The sequence below is a fragment of the Kitasatospora sp. NPDC022856 genome (assembly GCF_055561235.1).
Genome location: NZ_JBVHHE010000003.1, coordinates 106,195 through 122,319 on the forward strand (window position 1 = coordinate 106,195; position 16,125 = coordinate 122,319).

Genomic DNA, 16,125 nt, shown 5'->3' on the forward strand with positions numbered 1-16,125 from the left:
TTGCCCGGCGCACCGAGACGGCGGTGACACCGTGCGAGCACTACGGACCTCGCTACCACCATACAGTCACGCGACGACTCGAACACGTGACGCGTCTGACATCGCCCGCACCGGACCGTCGCGCCGGCTCCGCGCCGGGCTCCCCGCGCACCGGTCGCGGAGCGGGTGCCCGGGGCCACCGCGCGTGTGCGGGGGGCCGCGCCGGACTAAGGTGGCAGGTCATGGAGACCCATGGTGAGACGCAGGACGACACGGCCGGCTCGATCGGGGACTGGGCGAGCTGCTCGGCCGATCCGGGCTACCGGGCGGCCGTGCTGGACCTGCTCGGCGCCCTCGCGTACGGCGAGCTGAGCGCCTTCGAGCGGCTCGCCGAGGACGCCAAGCTCGCGCCGGGCCTCGCCGACAAGGCCGAGCTGGCCCGGATGGCCTCCGCCGAGTTCCAGCACTACCAGCGGCTGCACGACCGGCTCGCGGAGGTCGGCGCGGACCCGCAGGAGGCGATGCGGCCGTTCGTCGAGCCGCTGGAGCTGTTCCACCGGATGACGGCGCCCTCGGACTGGCTGGAGGGCCTGGTCAAGGCCTACGTCGGCGACGCGATCGCGACGGACTTCTACCGCGAGGTGGCCGTGCGGCTCGACGACGACACCCGGGACCTGGTCCTCGGCGTGATGTCGGACACCGGGCACGCCCAGTTCGCGGTCGACAAGGTGCGGCAGGCCATCGAGGCCGACCCGCGCTCGGGCGGCCGGCTGGCGCTCTGGGGCCGGCGGCTGATGGGCGAGGCGCTGAGCCAGGCCCAGCGGGTGGTCGCCGAGCGCGACGCGCTCTCCAACCTGCTGGTCGGCGGCGTCCAGGTGCAGGGCTTCGACCTGGTCGAGGTCGGCAAGATGTTCAACCGGATCACCGAGGCGCACACCAAGCGGATGGCCGCGCTGGGGCTCGCCTCCTGAGCTGCCCGGCCGGGGCGGCGGGGCTCAGGCGTGCCGCTGCCGGCGGTGCGCGCCCGCCCGGTGCGGGCGGTGCCGGTGGGCGGGCTGGCGCCCGGCCGCGAGGTCGGGCCGGGCCAGCACCGAGGTGAGCAGTGCCGAGGCGAGCGCCGCGATGCCGATGCTGGCCGCCGGGACCCGGCCGTCCAGCGTGAAGTGCGTGATCACCCCGCTGAGCAGGGCCGACACCAGCGCCGTCCCGAGCGTCAGCCCCCGGCCGGCCGGGAAGTACGCCGGCAGGGCCAGCAGCGCGGTGGCCCCGACGATCAGGCCGACGAGGGCGAAGGCGATCGACTCGACCAGCAAGGGTGCCTCCCCGGTGCGGTGGGCGGCTCCGGACGGCCGCACTTGTCGCCGTACCCCGGTCCACCCGGCCGTACACGCAGTGGTGCCCCGTTCCCCGGGCGGGGAACGGGGCACCACGAAGCAGCTCAGAGCGTGCCGAACCCGACCTTGCGGGCGGCCTGCTCGCCGATCTCCACGTACGCCAGGCGCTCGGCCGGGACGATGACGCGGCGGCCGTGCTCGTCGGTCAGCGCGAAGAGCTTCGAGGGGCCCTCCAGCGCCTTGGCGATCGCGCTCTCGACCTCATCGGCGGTCTGCGAGCTCTCGATCACGATCTCGCGCGGCGCGTTCTGCACGCCGATCTTGACCTCCACGACTTCCGTCCCTCCGGGTTGCAGCCAGCCACGCGCGGTCACCGGACCGCCTGGGACAAGCGTTCGTGGTGATCGCGCCGTACGGCTTCACCATAGAGCACCGGATCAGTGCCCTGGCGAAGGTCGGCGGATCACTGGTCGGCGGCCTGCGCCTCGGCGGCCTCGGCGGCGGGGTGCATCGGGAAGCCCTTCAGACCGCGCCAGGCCAGGCTGGCGACCAGCCGGACGGCTTCGTCGCGGGGGATCTCCAGGCCCTGGGAGAGCCAGTAGCGGGCGGTGATCTGGGCCAGGCCGCAGACGCCGGCGGCGAGCAGCTTGGACTCGGCCTCGGGGAGGTCGGTGTCCTCCTGGATGACCTTGCTGACCAGGGTCGCGCTGGCGTCCGAGGCCCGCTCCACCCGCTCGCGGACGGCCGGCTCGTTGGTCAGGTCCGACTCGAAGACCAGCCGGAAGGCACCGGACTCGCTGGAGACGTAGTTGAAGTACGCCTCCATCGTCGCGGCCACCCGGTGCTTGTTGTCGGTGGTCGCGGCGAGCGCCTCGCGGGTCGAGTCGACCAGGGCGTCGCAGTGCTTGTCCAGCAGCGCCAGGTAGAGCTCCAGCTTCCCGGGGAAGTGCTGGTACAGCACCGGCTTGCTGACCCCGGCGCGGTCGGCGATGTCGTCCATGGCGGCCGCGTGGTAGCCCTGCGCGACAAACACCTCCTGGGCGGCACCGAGCAGTTGTTCACGGCGGGCGCTTCGCGGCAGGCGGGCACCGCGCGGGCGCTCCTGCGCCTCCTGGATGGCCGTCACGGCGCTCCTCACTTCACGGGTTTTCGGGGCTGGCAAGATGACCGATTCTACTTTTCGGTAACCGCGTTCGCGCTTGGCGAGCGTGAGAAAAGCACCGAGCCCCCTTGTCAGGAGCCCACAATACGGCGCTGACCACCGGCGACGGCAGTGGTGCGACAAGAGCTGGGACGGCCCCGGTGCACCCGCGGCTCACTACCATCGTCCACCATGAGCGGCGCCGAGCAGCGGGTACGTACGGAGGCGGGGGATCCCGCGGGGGTCCGGACGGTCGGCGCCGCCGGTGCGGAACTGGCGGTGCACCGGCCCGGCGGCGGGGCCGCCGACGGCCGGGAGCAGGCACTCTTCGTGCACGGACTCGGCGGCTCGGCGGCCAACTGGACCGCGCTGATGGACCGGCTGGCCGGCCTCGTCGACGGGGAGGCGGTGGACCTGCCCGGCTTCGGGCACTCGGCGCCGCCCGCCGACGGCGACCTCTCCGTGTCCGGGCACGTGCGCGCGGTGACCGGCTACCTGGAGACGACCGGCCGCGGCCCGGTGCACCTCTTCGGGAACTCGCTCGGCGGCGCCGTCGCCGTCCGGCTCGCCGCGCTCCGGCCCGATCTGGTGCGCAGCCTGACGCTGATCTCGCCCGCGCTGCCCGAGCTGCCGCCGCAGCGCACCGCCTGGCCGACCGGGCTGCTCGCGGTGCCCGGCCTGCCCGCCCTGCTGGGCCGGCTGCCGTCGAACCGCCGCAGCCCGGAGGACGCCACCGAGGGCCTGCTGCGGCTGGTCTACGGGGATCCGCGGAGCCTCTCGCCGGCAGCCCGGGCCGAGGCGGTGGCCGAGTACCGGCGGCGGACCGCGGTGCCGCACGCGATGCGGGCGCTGACCGGCTCGGCCCGCGGGATCGTCTCGGCGTACACCGAGCGGGGCGAGCAGACGCTCTGGCGGCAGGCGGAGCGGGTCACGGCGCCCACGCTGCTGGTGTACGGGCTGCGCGACAAGCTGGTCTCGTACCGCTCGGCGCGGCGGGCCTGCGCGGCGTTCGGGGACGCCCGGCTGCTGGTGCTGCCGGACTCCGGGCACGTGGCGATGATGGAGCACCCGGAGCGGGTGGCCCGGGCGGTGCGGGAGCTGCTGGCGCGGGGCTGAGCGGCGGTGCGGAGCGGCCCCGGCGGGGGCGTGGGGACGGACGGGCGGTAACGCCCCGCTCCGGGGCGAGGTCACGCCGGTTCACTCGTTCAGGTGGCAACCAGGCATGTGACCGATGGAGGGCCGGGGCCCGGTCCTACCTTTCTGCTGTCGGACCGAACAGGTGTGGGGGAGTGGCGGCCGCCGGAGGAGCCGGAGGGCGGCCGCACGCAGGGAGCCGGTGGTGCGACCGCCGGCCCGGGCCGCGGTGCTTCCGGCCGACCGGACTCCTCCGCCCGGGCCGCACCCGTGCCCGCACGGGGCGCCCGGGTGCCGATCGAGCCGCTCCAGCCATCCGTCGTCCCGTTCTGTTCTGGAGGTCTCCCGTGCGCGTTGCACTGCTCACCGAGGGTGCCCGTCCGCACCCCGGACACGGCGTCGGCGGCTGGTGCGCCCGGTTGGTGGAGGGTCTCGCCGAGCACGACTTCGAGCTGTTCGTCCTGGCCGGCGCGGCCGGTTCGGGCATCGCCGAGAGCCCGCGGGGGCGCTGGCTAGGGGTGCACGAGCTGGCACTGTGGGGGCGCCGACCGGCCGGCCGGCTGCCCGGTGCGCTGCGCGGGCGCCAGTACGCCCGGGCGTACGAGGAACTGGTCCGGGCCCTGGTGATGCCGGGCGAGCGGGCCTCGTTCGGGGCGGGGCTGTACCGGCTGGCGGCGCTCGCCCGGGAGGACGGCGGCCTGTCCGCGTTCCTGGCCTCCGCCGCCGCCCGGCGCACCCTGGAGCGGGTCTGGCGCTCGCCCGGCGCCGACACCACGGCCGGGCAGCCGCTGGTCCGTGACGTGCTGGTCGCGGCGGACCTGCTGGAGCAGTGCCTGCGCCCGCTCTCGGCCCCCTGGTACGGCGCCGGGCCGGGCGGCCTCGGCTCGGCCGACCTCTGCCACGTCGTCGGCGGCGGTCCGGCGGCGCTGCCGGCGCTGGTGGCCAAGCGGCTGCACGGGGTGCCGTTCGTGGTCACCGAGCACGGGCTGCACCTGCGCGAGCAGTACCTCGGCTACCGCGAGGCGCCCTACCGCTGGCCGGTCCGGGCCCTGCTGCTCTCCTTCTTCCGCTCGCTCACCGAGGAGACGTACCGGCAGGCCGCGATACTGACCCCCGGCAGCGCCCACGACCAGCGGTGGCAGCGCCGCTGCGGCGCCGACCCGGCGCGGACCAGGGTGGTCCACGAGGGCACTCCGGCGGTGGCCCGGGCCGCGGCCGGCCCGGAGCCGGCCGCGCCGACGCTGGCCTGGGCGGGCGCGTTGGAGCCGGGCCGGGACACCGAGCTGATGCTGCACGCCTTCGCGCGGGTCCGCGCCGAGCTGCCCGCGGCCCGGCTGGTGGTCCACGGCGAGGAGGCCGTCCCGGGCTACCGGGCGCACTGCGAGGCGGTGGCCGACCGGCTGGGGGTGGCCGGGGCGGTGGAGTTCGCCGGGCGGCCCGACTCGGTGGCGGCGGCCTGGGAGAGCGGCACGGTGGTGGTCTTCTCGGCGCTCTCGCAGCGCGGCCCCCGGCTGCTGGCCGACGCGATGCTGAGCGGCCGGGCGGTGGTCTCGACGGACGTCGGGGTGGCCCGGGAGGTGGTGGGCCCGACCGGACTGCTCGTCCCGCCGCGCGACCCGCGGGCACTGGCGGGCGCCTGTCTGGCCCTGCTGCGCGACCCGGAGCGGCGGGCCCGGCTGGGGCTGGCGGGCCGGTTGCGGGCGCAGGAACGCTTCGCCGTGGAACCGGTGATCGGCGCGTTCCGGGAGATCTACCTGGAGCTGGTCTCGCAGTGGCCGGCCTTCCCGGCGGCCCGGTCCGGTGGTGCGGCCGCCGAGCGGCCCCGTCCGTTCGCCCGGCCCGCCGAGTACTGGCTGGCCGACCGCCGGGACGGCGCCGGCACCGGGCAGCCGGTCGGCAAGGGGCAGGGCGAGGGCGCGGGCGAGGCGTCCGAGCGGCCCGGCGCACTCGCGGAGGCCCTCTGATGGCCGGCGGCGCGCCGGTCGCCGGCAGCGGCCCGGCCACGGGGCCCGGAGTCTTCGGCGATCCGGTCCGGGAGGTGATGGCGGAGCACCGGGAGCTCTGCGAGCGGGCCGTCGATCCGCTGGAGATCGCCGCCGGGCTGGAGGAGGCGGGCTGCGGGCCGGAGACGGCCGCGCGCTGCCGGCACGCCGATCTGTTCTCGCTCGCCGACGAGCTGTACGCCCGGGTGCCGCGCCGTCCGCCGCCGGACCCGGCGGCGGTGCCGGACGGCCACCGGCCGCGCCGGTGGGGTGCGGCGCTCCGGGCGGCGGCGCTGGCCGTGCCACCGGTCGGGGCGGCCGTCGGGGCGGCCGGTCGGTGGCCGGTGCTGCTGCCGGCCGCCGCCGTGCTCGCGCTGGGGTCGGCGGTGTCCGCCTCCGGGCGGGCCGACCGGGCCGCGGCCGGCGCCCCGGCCGTCGACCTGCCGGACGCCGGGCTCGGACCGTTCGCCGGGGGCCCCGGCCCGCGGGCCCGGCGGTTGCGGCCGGCCGGGCTGGGCCACGGGTGCGGAGTGGCCGCCCTGCTGCTGCTCCCGCTGGCCGGGGTCGGCGCCGGGTTCGGGGCGTCCGGCACCGGGGACACCCGGGTGACGGCCGCGCTGGTGCTGGCCGCGGCGCTGTCGGCCGGGTCGGCCGAGTGGGCGGCGCGGTGGTTCCGGCACATCGCCCGCGGCCACCTGTGCGTGGCGGGCACCCTCGCCGAGTTCCGGGCCCGGATGCGGCCGGTGCTGCCGGTGGCCGTCGCCCTGCACCTGGCCGTCCTCGCGGTCCTGACCTTCGCCGCCCTCGCGGTGCTGACGGCCGTGGCGCCCCGGCCCGGGCCGGGCCACGGCGGCGGACTGCCCCACCTGGTGGCCGAGCGGGCCGACCCCGCCCAGTGGGCGGCGCAGGGTGTGCTCGGGCTGCTGCTGGTGCTGCCCGCGCTGCTGGCCCGGTCCGGCCGGACCGCCGCCGCCGCGCTGGGCGCGCTCGCCGGGCCGACCGCCGTCGCGGCGCCGCTCCTCCTGGGCCGCTCCGCGCCGACGGCCTTGCTGCTCGGCGGAGGCGCGGTCGCGCTCGCCCTGCTGGCGTACGCCTGGCCGGTGCTCGACCGGGCCGACACGCACCGCTGAGCCGGGCCCCACCGAACCGTTCGACCTCCCCGTTGTTCACTCTGTCCGCCAGGTCGTACCCGACCTCGCTTCGTGGAAGGACACCCCCGATGAGGGTGCTGCTGCTGGGCGCCGACGGCTTTATCGGCCGCCGGGTCACCGATCGTCTGCTCGTGGACCAGGAGTTGCAGGTGACGGTGCTCGGCCGGCGCGACTCGGCCGACATCCGCTTCGACCTGACCACCGGGAGTCCGGGCGCGCTCGCCCGGTTCCTGGACGCGGTCGCGCCCCAGGTGGTGATCAACTGCGCGGGCGCCACCTACGGCAGCTCGCGGACGCTGATCCGGGCGAACACGCTGGCCGTCGCCACGGTCTGCGAGGCGATCCGGCGCAGTCGGGAGCCGGCCCGGCTGGTGCACGTCGGCTCGGCGGCCGAGTACGGGCCGGTGCCGGGCGGGGTCCCGGTCTCGGAGGGCGCCGAGCCGCGTCCGGTCGGCCCGTACGGGGTCTCCAAGCTCGCCGGGACGGAGCTGGTGCTGGCCTCCGGGCTGGACGCGGCGGTGCTCCGGGTGTTCGACGTGGTGGGGCCGGGGGCGCCGACGGCCTCGCTGTTCGGGCGGCTCGCCGAGGGGCTGCGCCGGGCGCTGGAGCGCGAGGAGTCGCAGGTGCGGATGCCGGACCTGTCCGGATACCGGGATTTCGTCGACGTCCGGGACGTCGCCCGGGCGATCCAGGCGGCGGCGGTGTCGGCGGCCACCGGGGTGATCAACATCGGCAGCGGGCACGCCGTCCGGGCCCGCGAGGCGGCCCAGCTGCTGGTCCGGGCCTCGGGCTTCGAGGGGGCGATCGTGGAGGAGAACCGGCCGGTGCTGCTCCCCGCGCAGGCCGGCGTGCCGGTCGAGCACGTCGACCGGCACGCGGACCGGCACGTCGACCGGCACGCGGGCCAGCACGGCGGCCCGTACCACCGGCCCGCGGAGGCACGGCCGGCCGAGGGGCGGGGCCCGGCGGGCGAGCCGGTGCCGTGGCGCCAGGCGGACGTGCGGACCGCCCGGGACCGTCTCGGCTGGCGGACACAGGTGCCGCTGGAGGAGTCGCTGGGTGACGTCTGGCTGGAGACCGCCTGCCGGGTCTGACCCGCCGGCCCGTGGTGCCCGGGTGCGCGACGGCCCCGCTGAGGCGGGCCGCGGCGCTCCCGGGCGCCCGTCGTCCGCCGCCTCGGGGGGCTCCGGTGGGCGGTCCCAGCATCCGAGGCCGGCTGTCTCGCCAGTCGGACGGGCTGTCTCGGAATACCGGGGCGGCATGACACTGTTGGCCTAGCTGAGCCACCGCGGTGGCGGAGCGTGAAGCCACTAGAGGTCGGCCCCTGGCCACCTGAACCGACGACCATCGGAGTCCCCGTGTCGCTGCCACCCCTGGTCGAGCCGGCCGCCGAGCTCACCGTCGACGAGGTCCGCAGGTACTCCCGCCACCTGATCATCCCCGACGTGGGCATGGCCGGGCAGAAGCGGCTGAAGAACGCCAAGGTGCTGTGCGTCGGCGCCGGCGGCCTGGGCTCGCCCGCGCTGATGTACCTCGCCGCCGCCGGCGTGGGCACGCTCGGCATCGTCGAGTTCGACGTGGTGGACGAGTCCAACCTGCAGCGGCAGATCATCCACGGCCAGTCGGACATCGGCCGCTCCAAGGGCGAGTCGGCGCGGGACTCGGTCAAGGAGATCAACCCCTACGTGGACGTGATCCTCCACGAGGAGCGCCTCGACAACGACAACGTGATGGAGATCTTCTCCGGCTACGACCTGATCGTCGACGGGACCGACAACTTCGCCACCCGGTACCTGGTGAACGACGCCGCGGTGCTGCTCGGCAAGCCCTACGTGTGGGGCTCGATCTACCGCTTCGACGGCCAGGCCAGCGTGTTCTGGGCCGAGCACGGCCCGTGCTACCGCTGCCTCTACCCCGAGGCCCCGCCGGCGGGCATGGTCCCGTCCTGCGCCGAGGGCGGCGTGCTGGGCGTGCTCTGCGCGTCCATCGGCTCGATCCAGGTCACCGAGGCGATCAAGCTGCTGGCCGGGGTCGGCGAGCCGCTGGTCGGCCGGCTGATGATCTACGACGCCCTGGAGATGAACTACCGCCAGGTGAAGGTCCGCAAGGACCCGAACTGCGCGCTCTGCGGCGAGAACCCGACGGTCACCGAGCTGATCGACTACGAGGCCTTCTGCGGCGTCGTGTCGGAGGAGGCCCAGGCCGCCGCCGCCGGTTCGACGATCACCTCGAAGCAGCTCAAGCAGTGGCAGGACGACAAGGAGGACATCTTCCTGATCGACGTCCGCGAGCCCGGCGAGTACGAGATCGTCAACATCCCCGGCGCGGTGCTGATCCCGAAGAACGAGTTCCTGATGGGCAACGCGCTGGAGTCGCTGCCGCAGGACCGGAAGATCGTCCTGCACTGCAAGTCGGGCGTCCGCTCGGCCGAGGTGCTGGCCGTGGTGAAGGCGGCCGGGTTCTCCAACGCCGTCCACCTCGGCGGCGGCGTGCTCGGCTGGGTGAACCAGGTCGAGCCGCACAAGCCGGTCTACTAGCAGACGCGGGAAGGGCCCGCCGGATCGCTCCGGCGGGCCCTTTTCGCGTACCGGGAGCCCTACAGGGCGCCCTTGCGCTGGAGCACGTTGTAGGAGATCCAGCCGGGTAGCACGGGCAGCCAGAAAGTGAGCGCCCGGTAGAGGAAGACCGCCGGGGTGGCGATCGTCGGGGGCACGTCGGCGACGGTGAGCGCACCGATCAGGGCGACCTCGACCGGGCCGATGCCGCCAGGGGTGGGGATGGCCGAGCCGGCCGCGTTGGCGGTCAGGAAGACCACCGCGACCGCCGAGAAGCTGATGCTGCCGCCGAAGGCCTGCACCGAGGCGTCCAGGCAGGCGGTGAAGGAGAGCGTCAGCAGCAGGATCCCGCCGAAGCCGGTGACCAGCTTGCTGGGCGTCTGCATCAGGTCGAGCATCCGCGGCACCACGCCGAAGAACAGCGAGCGCAGCCGGTTCAGCACGAACCGCCGCAGCGGCGAGACGGCCGCGACCACCAGGGCGAGCACGGCGGCGGTCAGCACGCCGATGATCACCGCGCGGGAGGCCGAGAGGTCCCCGTTGGTCTGGCTGCCGGTGATCAGGCCGAAGCTGAACAGCAGCAGCAGGTGCCCGGCCAGGCCGGCCAGCTGGGAGGCGCCGACCGAGGCGACCGCCTGCCCGGAGCGGATCCCGGCCTTCTGCAGGTAGCGGGTGTTCAGCGCGATGCCGCCGATCGCGGCCGGCGCGACCAGCTTGACGAAGGAGCCGGCCAGCTGGGCCGCCACGGTGCGGCGGAACGGCAGCTTCTCCGGGACGAAGCCGGTCAGGCTCATCGAGGCGGCGACGTAGCTGAACGCGGCGGCGGCGAGCGCCACGGCCGCCCAGGCCCAGTCCATCTGGGAGAGCTTGAGCTGGGCCGGCTTGATGGTGGTCAGCGCGAGGTAGGCGGCGAAGGTGAGCGCGATCACCATGATCAGGCTCTTCGGCTTCAGCCGCTCCAGCTTGGCCGTCTCGGTCGGCGCCTCGGGGGCGATCTGGAGGATCTGGCCGCGGATCCGGCTGAGCAGGTCCTCCCCGGCGACCGCGATGTCCTCCTCGGCCTGCTGCTGGGTGCGCTCGCCGGCGGCGACCTGCTCCAGCGCCTGGGCCCGGGCGGCGGTCTTGCGCTCCTTGGTGAGCTTCTTCAGGTCGACCCTGGTGGAGCGGCTCAACCCGACCGGCTGCAGCAGCGGCAGCGCCTGCGCGACCCGTTCGGCGCCGAGGACGGCGTTCGCGGTCGCGACCGCCCGCTCCGGGCCGATCCGCAGGGCGAAGGTGGTGAGCAGCTGGGCGACGTCGATGCGCAGCGTCAGATCGGTGGCGGCGATGTCGCCGCCGGAGAGGTTGACCAGGCAGGCCGCCTTCTCGTCGACCACCAGCAGCGACTCGCCGGTCAGCCGGCGGTGCGCGATCCGGCGCTCGTGCAGGGCGGCGACGGACTCCCAGAGCGAGGCCATCACCCGGTCGGTGACCTCCTCGTCCGAGAGGTCGTCCAGGATGCGGCCCTCGACGTTCTCGTAGACCAGGATCGCGGCGTCCGGGCCCAGCTCGGAGGTGGCCACCAGCTGCGGCGAGTGGGCGCCCGAGGCGGCGGCCGCGTAGGCGATCAGCGCCTCCTGCTCCAGCGCCTGGCGCAGCGACTGCGGGCTGCGGCGGACGGCCACCGAGCGCAGCCGCAGCCGCCGCCAGGCGCGGTAGAAGAAGCCGGAGGCCTGCTGCTCGCGGTCGATGATGTGGACGTCCAGCGGCGGGCCGCTCTGCTGGCCGACGTAGTAGCGGCGGGTGCCGCCGGGGGCGTCCGGGGCGCGGTGGGCGCTGGCCGGGGTGAAGCCGACCTTGCGCAGGCCGATCATCAGGTGCTGGCCGGTGGGCCGGATGTTGGGCGAGCCGATCGCGTACAGCGTGCCGTACGCGACGGACCAGCCGATCAGCACGGTGAGCAGCAGGGACAGCGGGGTGGTGTAGCCGCCGAGCAGCTCGGTGAGCCCGCTGAAGACCACCACCACCCAGAGGGCGACCCGCCAGCGCGGCCGGCTCGACATGCCGACCGCGGTCATGTAGGCGATCACCGGCGCCAGATAGCCGTGCACCGGGTCGGTGAGGGTGCCGTTGCTGTCCATCGGCAGCCGGGTGAGGGCGTCCCGGATGTGCTCGGAGGCGCCTTCGGCCACCCACCAGTCGATGCCCAGCGAGACGCCGTAGGAGAGCACCGAGGCGAGGACGCCGTCGGCGACCCGCAGACCGTCGCGTTTGATCAGGCGCTCGACCGCGAAGGCGAGCGGGACGGCGAGCACCGCGACGCTGGAGACCAGGCCGGTGATGGTGGCGAGCACCGGGGAGAAGCGCGGCGCGTTGGAGGCGATGTCCAGCTCGATGCCGGTGGTGGTCGAGGTCGCCACCCCGGCCAGGACGAACACGGCGACTATGCCGAGGACGCCGGCCAGGAAGCGGATCAGGTCCGACGGGCGGTGCGCGCGGGCGGCGAGCAGCGGTTCGTCGACGTCCAGGTAGGGGGTGTCGTCCAGCGGGTCGTACCCCTCGTACCCCGCGTGCTCCTGCGGCCGCTCCTGCCCCTCGGGTACCAGGAAGGGCTCCTCGGGTGCCGCGGGCGGCTCCTGGGGTACCGGGGACGGCTCGGGGACGGCGGGCGGCTCGGGCTGCTGGGCCGGGACGCCGGCCGGGGCCGGTCCGGGCGCCCCGGCTCCGGGGACGGCTCCGGGTTCGGTCGGCTGCGGGGTCTTGATCGTCCGGTCCTTGATCAGGGAGACTTCGGGTGTCGGCGTGGCGGCGGGCTCTCCACCGGGGCCTGCGGGCATGGTGTCGGAAGACTCGTCGGAGTCCTCGCCCTCGCCCACGTCAGCCGTCCCGGTCATCTGGTCTTGTCCTCGTATCACCACTCACCGCCCCGAAGATGGTGGCATGCCGCGGCGCCCCGTGCTGGACAGGGGCCGGATCGGGCGCGGCGGATCATGCCCACCGGGCCGCGCGCCCGGGCCGGTGAGGAAGAATGCCGCAGGTGACGGACGCTACCGACGACGCCGGACCGGGCGGCCTGCCGCCCTTCGCCGAACTGGTTCTCGACCTGACCGAGCGGATTCCACCCGGCCGGGTGATGACCTACGGGGACGTCGCCGAGTACCTCGGCCAGGGCGGCCCCCGCCAGGTCGGCCGGGTGATGGCCCTGTACGGCGGCTCGGTGCCCTGGTGGCGGGTGGTCCGCGCGGACGGCCGGTTCCTGCCCGGACACGAGCACCGCGCCCTCGCCCGGTACGGCGAGGAGGGCACCCCGCTGCGCGAACTCGCCGACCCGCCCCGGGTCGACCTGAAGCGGGCCCGCTGGGACGGCCGGTAGCGCCGAACCGGGTGCGAGGACGGGAATGACGGGGCAGGATCGTAGGCTCGATACGGACGGACCCCGCCGCGGGCCCGTCCGCCGTTGCCCGAAGCACGACCCCCAGGACGTCCGTGAGCTCCCCCTACCGTCTGGTGCGAAGCCCCCTCGCGCTCCCCGCCCCGCCCGTGCTGGACGACTACCAGCGCGCCGTGGTGGAGCACGCGGGCGGCCCGCTGCTGGTGCTCGCCGGGCCCGGGACCGGCAAGACCACCACGCTGGTGGAGGCCGTCGCCCGGCGGATCGAGCGCGGCACCGACCCCGAGCGGATCCTGGTGCTGACCTTCAGCCGCAAGGCCGCGATGGAACTGCGCGACCGGATGTCCGGCCGGCTCGGCGCCTCCGCCCCCGCCCCGCAGGCCACCACCTTCCACTCCTTCTGCTACGCGCTGCTCCGGGCCCACCAGGACCCTCAGGACTACGCCGAGCCGCTGCGGCTGCTCTCCGGCCCCGAGCAGGACGTCATGGTCCGCGAGCTGCTGGCCGGCGGCGCCGAGGACGCCCGCGGGGGCCGGGGCCGGATCGACTGGCCGCTCGACCTCCGGGCCTGCCTGACCACCCGCGGCTTCGCCGACGAGGTCCGCGCCGTGCTCGCCCGCAGCCGGGAGCTCGGCCTCGGCGAGGCCGAGCTGCAGCGGTTCGCCGAGGGCGTGCAGCGCCCCGACTGGGCGGCCGCCGCCCACTTCCTGGCCGACTACCTGGACGTCCTGGACCTGCGCGGGGTGCTCGACTACGCCGAGCTGGTCCACCGCGCGGTGCTGCTGGCCGAGCGCCCCGAGGTGGGCGAGCGGCTGCGGCAGCGCTACGAGGTGGTCTTCGTCGACGAGTACCAGGACACCGACCCCTCGCAGGTCCGGCTGCTGCGCCAGCTCGCCGGCGGCGGGCGGGAGCTGGTCGCCGTCGGGGATCCGGACCAGTCGATCTACGCGTTCCGCGGCGCCGACATCAACGGCATCCTGGAGTTCCCGCAGACCTTCCGGCAGGCCGGCGGCGGCCCGGCCGAGGTCAAGGTGCTGCGGGTCTCCCGCCGCTCCGGCGCCGTACTGCTCGCCGCCTCCCGCGAGCTGGCCCGGCGGATGCCGATGGGCCGGCTGCCGGCCGACAAGCTCGCCCAGCACCGGGCCCTGCTGCCGTCCCGCGAGGGCGGCCGGGTCGAGGTGTACACCTACCCGACCCCGGGCACCGAACTGGACTCGATCGCCGACCTGCTGCGCCGCGCCCACCTGGAGGACGGCGTGCCGTGGGGCGAGATGGCCGTCCTGGTCCGGGCCGGCGGCCGGTCCATCCCCGGGGTGCGGCGGGCGCTCAGCGCGGCCGGCGTCCCGCTGGAGATCGACGGTGACGACCTGCCGCTGCGCGAGGAGCCCGCCGTCGCCCAGCTGCTGCTCGCCCTGCGGGTCTGCGCCGAGCAGGCCGCCCGGGACAAGCACGACCGCGCCGCCGGCCCCGACCCGCTCACCACCGAGCTCGCGCACACCCTGCTCACCGGCCCGCTCGGCGGCCTGGACGGCTCCGACCTGCGCCGCCTCGGCCGCGCCCTGCGCGAGGAGGAGCGCGCCGCGCTGCGCGCCGACGGCCGGGCGGCGGCGGTGCCCCGCGCGGCCGAGGAGCTGATCCGCGAGGCCCTCGCCGAGCCCGAGCGGCTGATCGCCCTCGACCCCACGCACGCCCGGCGCGCCCGCGACCTCGGCACCCTGCTGCGCAAGGTCCGCGAGCGGCTGGCCGGCGGCTGCACCGCGGAGGACGCGCTCTGGGAGCTCTGGGACGGCAGCCGGCGCTGGCGCGAGCGCCTGGAGCGGGCGGCGCTGCGCGGCGGCGCGGCCGGCCGCAACGCCGACCGGGACCTCGACGCGCTCTGCGCCCTGTTCGAGACCGCCGCCCGCGCCGAGGAGCAGGTCACCGGCCACCGCAGCGCCCTCGACCTGCTCGCCGAGCTGGAGGCCCAGGACATCGCGGCCGACACCCTCACCGTGCGGGCCGTCCGCCCGGACGCCGTCCGGCTGATGACCGCGCACCGCTCCAAGGGCCTGGAGTGGCGGGTGGTCGTGGTGGCCGGCGTCCAGGACGGCCTCTGGCCCGACCTGCGCCGCCGCGGCTCGCTGCTGGAGGCCGACCGGATCGGCCGCGACGGCCTCGCCGAGCCGCTCTCCCCGGCCGCCCTGCTCGGCGAGGAGCGCCGGCTCTTCTACGTCGCCGCCACCCGCGCCAAGGAGCGGCTGATCGTCACCGCCGTCAAGGCCCCCGCCGACGACGGCGACGAGCCGTCCCGGTTCCTGCGCGAGCTCTACCGCGAGGACGTCGACCCGCGGACCGGCAAGGTGCTGCGCCGGACCCCGCCGGTCACCGTCGAGGACGTCACCCACCGCCCGCGCCGCCCGCTGTCCGTCCCCGCGCTGGTCGCCGAGCTGCGCGCGGTCACCGTCGACCCGGCCCGGTCGCCCGAGCTGCGCCGCGCCGCCGCCGAGCGGCTCGCCACCCTGGCGCTGGCCGCCGACGAGGACGGCCTGCCGCTGGTGCCGGCCGCCCACCCGGACCGCTGGTGGGGCCTGGACGACGCCACCGCCGCCCCCGAGCCGCTGCGCAGCGCCGAGCTGCCGGTCCGGCTCTCCGGCAGCGGCCTGGAGCAGCTGGAGAACTGCTCGCTGCAGTGGTTCCTGGACAAGGAGGTCAAGGCGCGCGGCGCCGGTTCGGCCGCCCAGGGCTTCGGCAACGTGGTGCACGCCCTCGCCGACGAGGTCGGCTCCGGCCGCACCCCCGCCGACCTCGCCGTGCTGATGGAGCGGCTGGACACGGTCTGGGACGCGCTGGCCTTCGACGCGCCCTGGAAGTCCCAGCAGGAGAAGACCGAGGCCCGGGCCGCCCTGGAGCGCTTCCTGAACTGGCACGTCCTGCAGCGCGGCCGCGACGTGGTCGCCACCGAGCACGGCTTCGACGTCACGCTGGACGTCGGCGGCGTCTCGGTGCGGATCCGCGGCTCGATGGACCGGGTGGAGAAGGACGACGCCGGGCGGGCCTACGTGGTGGACTTCAAGACCGGCAAGGAGGCGCCGACCGACAAGTCGCTGCCCGAGCACAAGCAGCTCGCGGTCTACCAGCTCGCCGTCCGGGCCGGGGCGCTCAACGAGCTGCCCGGATTCGAGGGCCGGGTCCCCGACTCCGGCGGGGCCGAGCTGGTGCAGCTGCGCAAGCCCGACAAGGGCGCCCCGGAGGCGCCCAAGGTGCAGCGTCAGGACCCGCCGGACGGCGAGCCGTGGATCGAGAACCTGCTGGCCGACGCCGCCGGGCGGGTCCTCGCCGAGCGCTTCGTGCCGCGGACCGGCGGCGGCTGCGACCGCTGCGCCTTCCGTCGCAGCTGCTCGGCCCAGCGGGACGGCGCCCAGGTGGTGGAGTGAGCGCCGCGGTGTGGGGGTGGCCACAGCGGGCCGGGCGAGGGGCCCGGACTGTCGGCGGTGCCCGTT

12 protein-coding genes are annotated in these 16,125 nt (G+C 75.6%); 8 read left to right on the forward strand and 4 right to left on the reverse strand.

Going from position 1 to position 16,125, the window contains the following annotated elements; all coding sequences use genetic code 11:
- The first annotated feature begins 221 nt into the window (after positions 1-221).
- Entirely contained in the window at positions 222-950 is a 729-nt protein-coding gene (locus ACZ34W_RS05430) for a ferritin-like fold-containing protein (RefSeq protein WP_329489484.1), read from the forward strand.
- Positions 951-974: 24 nt separating this feature from the next.
- On the opposite strand, the gene ACZ34W_RS05435 is transcribed toward ACZ34W_RS05430, so the two are convergent.
- From ACZ34W_RS05435 to ACZ34W_RS05445, 3 genes are all read right to left on the reverse strand, one after another.
- Entirely contained in the window at positions 975-1,292 is a 318-nt protein-coding gene (locus ACZ34W_RS05435; protein ID WP_465601996.1) for a hypothetical protein, read from the reverse strand.
- 125 nt (positions 1,293-1,417) lie between these two features.
- Positions 1,418-1,645: a DUF3107 domain-containing protein gene (locus ACZ34W_RS05440; RefSeq protein WP_329489486.1), complete on the reverse strand. Its 228-nt coding sequence runs from the start codon at positions 1,643-1,645 to the stop codon at positions 1,418-1,420.
- Positions 1,646-1,776: 131 nt separating this feature from the next.
- Positions 1,777-2,439: a TetR/AcrR family transcriptional regulator gene (locus ACZ34W_RS05445; RefSeq protein ID WP_329489487.1), complete on the reverse strand. Its 663-nt coding sequence runs from the start codon at positions 2,437-2,439 to the stop codon at positions 1,777-1,779.
- Between the two features lie 207 nt (positions 2,440-2,646).
- Between ACZ34W_RS05445 and ACZ34W_RS05450 the strand changes: the two genes are divergently transcribed.
- The 5 genes from ACZ34W_RS05450 (at position 2,647) to moeZ (ending at position 9,258) form a co-directional block, all read left to right on the forward strand.
- On the forward strand, positions 2,647-3,570 hold the full coding sequence (locus tag ACZ34W_RS05450) for an alpha/beta fold hydrolase (protein WP_465601999.1): 924 nt from the start codon (positions 2,647-2,649) through the stop codon (positions 3,568-3,570).
- Positions 3,571-3,935: 365 nt separating this feature from the next.
- Positions 3,936-5,552: a DUF3492 domain-containing protein gene (locus ACZ34W_RS05455; RefSeq protein WP_465602001.1), complete on the forward strand. Its 1,617-nt coding sequence runs from the start codon at positions 3,936-3,938 to the stop codon at positions 5,550-5,552.
- The gene (locus ACZ34W_RS05460; protein ID WP_465602003.1) at positions 5,552-6,700 is read left to right on the forward strand and encodes a hypothetical protein; all 1,149 of its coding nucleotides are present in this window, start codon (positions 5,552-5,554) and stop codon (positions 6,698-6,700) included. Before ACZ34W_RS05455 ends, ACZ34W_RS05460 begins: the two co-directional genes overlap by 1 nt.
- 89 nt (positions 6,701-6,789) lie before the next feature.
- Complete coding sequence (locus ACZ34W_RS05465; RefSeq protein ID WP_465602005.1) at positions 6,790-7,815, forward strand: NAD-dependent epimerase/dehydratase family protein; 1,026 nt, start codon at positions 6,790-6,792, stop codon at positions 7,813-7,815.
- 264 nt (positions 7,816-8,079) lie between these two features.
- On the forward strand, positions 8,080-9,258 hold the full coding sequence (moeZ, locus tag ACZ34W_RS05470; protein ID WP_329489492.1) for an adenylyltransferase/sulfurtransferase MoeZ: 1,179 nt from the start codon (positions 8,080-8,082) through the stop codon (positions 9,256-9,258).
- Between the two features lie 59 nt (positions 9,259-9,317).
- On the opposite strand, the gene ACZ34W_RS05475 is transcribed toward moeZ, so the two are convergent.
- Complete coding sequence (locus ACZ34W_RS05475; RefSeq protein WP_465602007.1) at positions 9,318-12,149, reverse strand: flippase-like domain-containing protein; 2,832 nt, start codon at positions 12,147-12,149, stop codon at positions 9,318-9,320.
- 134 nt (positions 12,150-12,283) lie between these two features.
- Between ACZ34W_RS05475 and ACZ34W_RS05480 the strand changes: the two genes are divergently transcribed.
- On the forward strand, positions 12,284-12,628 hold the full coding sequence (locus ACZ34W_RS05480) for an MGMT family protein (RefSeq protein ID WP_359803263.1): 345 nt from the start codon (positions 12,284-12,286) through the stop codon (positions 12,626-12,628).
- A 113-nt stretch (positions 12,629-12,741) separates the two neighbouring features.
- Entirely contained in the window at positions 12,742-16,059 is a 3,318-nt protein-coding gene (locus tag ACZ34W_RS05485; RefSeq protein WP_465602010.1) for an ATP-dependent helicase, read from the forward strand.
- The last annotated feature ends 66 nt before the right edge of the window (positions 16,060-16,125 follow it).

Coding starts and splice junctions, on each gene's coding strand:
- ACZ34W_RS05480 (WP_359803263.1), top strand. CDS start 12,284: ATGCCGCAGGTGACGGACGCTACCGACGACGCCGGACCGGGCGGCCTG.
- ACZ34W_RS05430 (WP_329489484.1), top strand. CDS start 222: ATGGAGACCCATGGTGAGACGCAGGACGACACGGCCGGCTCGATCGGG.
- ACZ34W_RS05475 (WP_465602007.1), bottom strand. CDS start 12,149: ATGACCGGGACGGCTGACGTGGGCGAGGGCGAGGACTCCGACGAGTCT.
- ACZ34W_RS05460 (WP_465602003.1), top strand. CDS start 5,552: ATGGCCGGCGGCGCGCCGGTCGCCGGCAGCGGCCCGGCCACGGGGCCC.
- ACZ34W_RS05465 (WP_465602005.1), top strand. CDS start 6,790: ATGAGGGTGCTGCTGCTGGGCGCCGACGGCTTTATCGGCCGCCGGGTC.
- ACZ34W_RS05450 (WP_465601999.1), top strand. CDS start 2,647: ATGAGCGGCGCCGAGCAGCGGGTACGTACGGAGGCGGGGGATCCCGCG.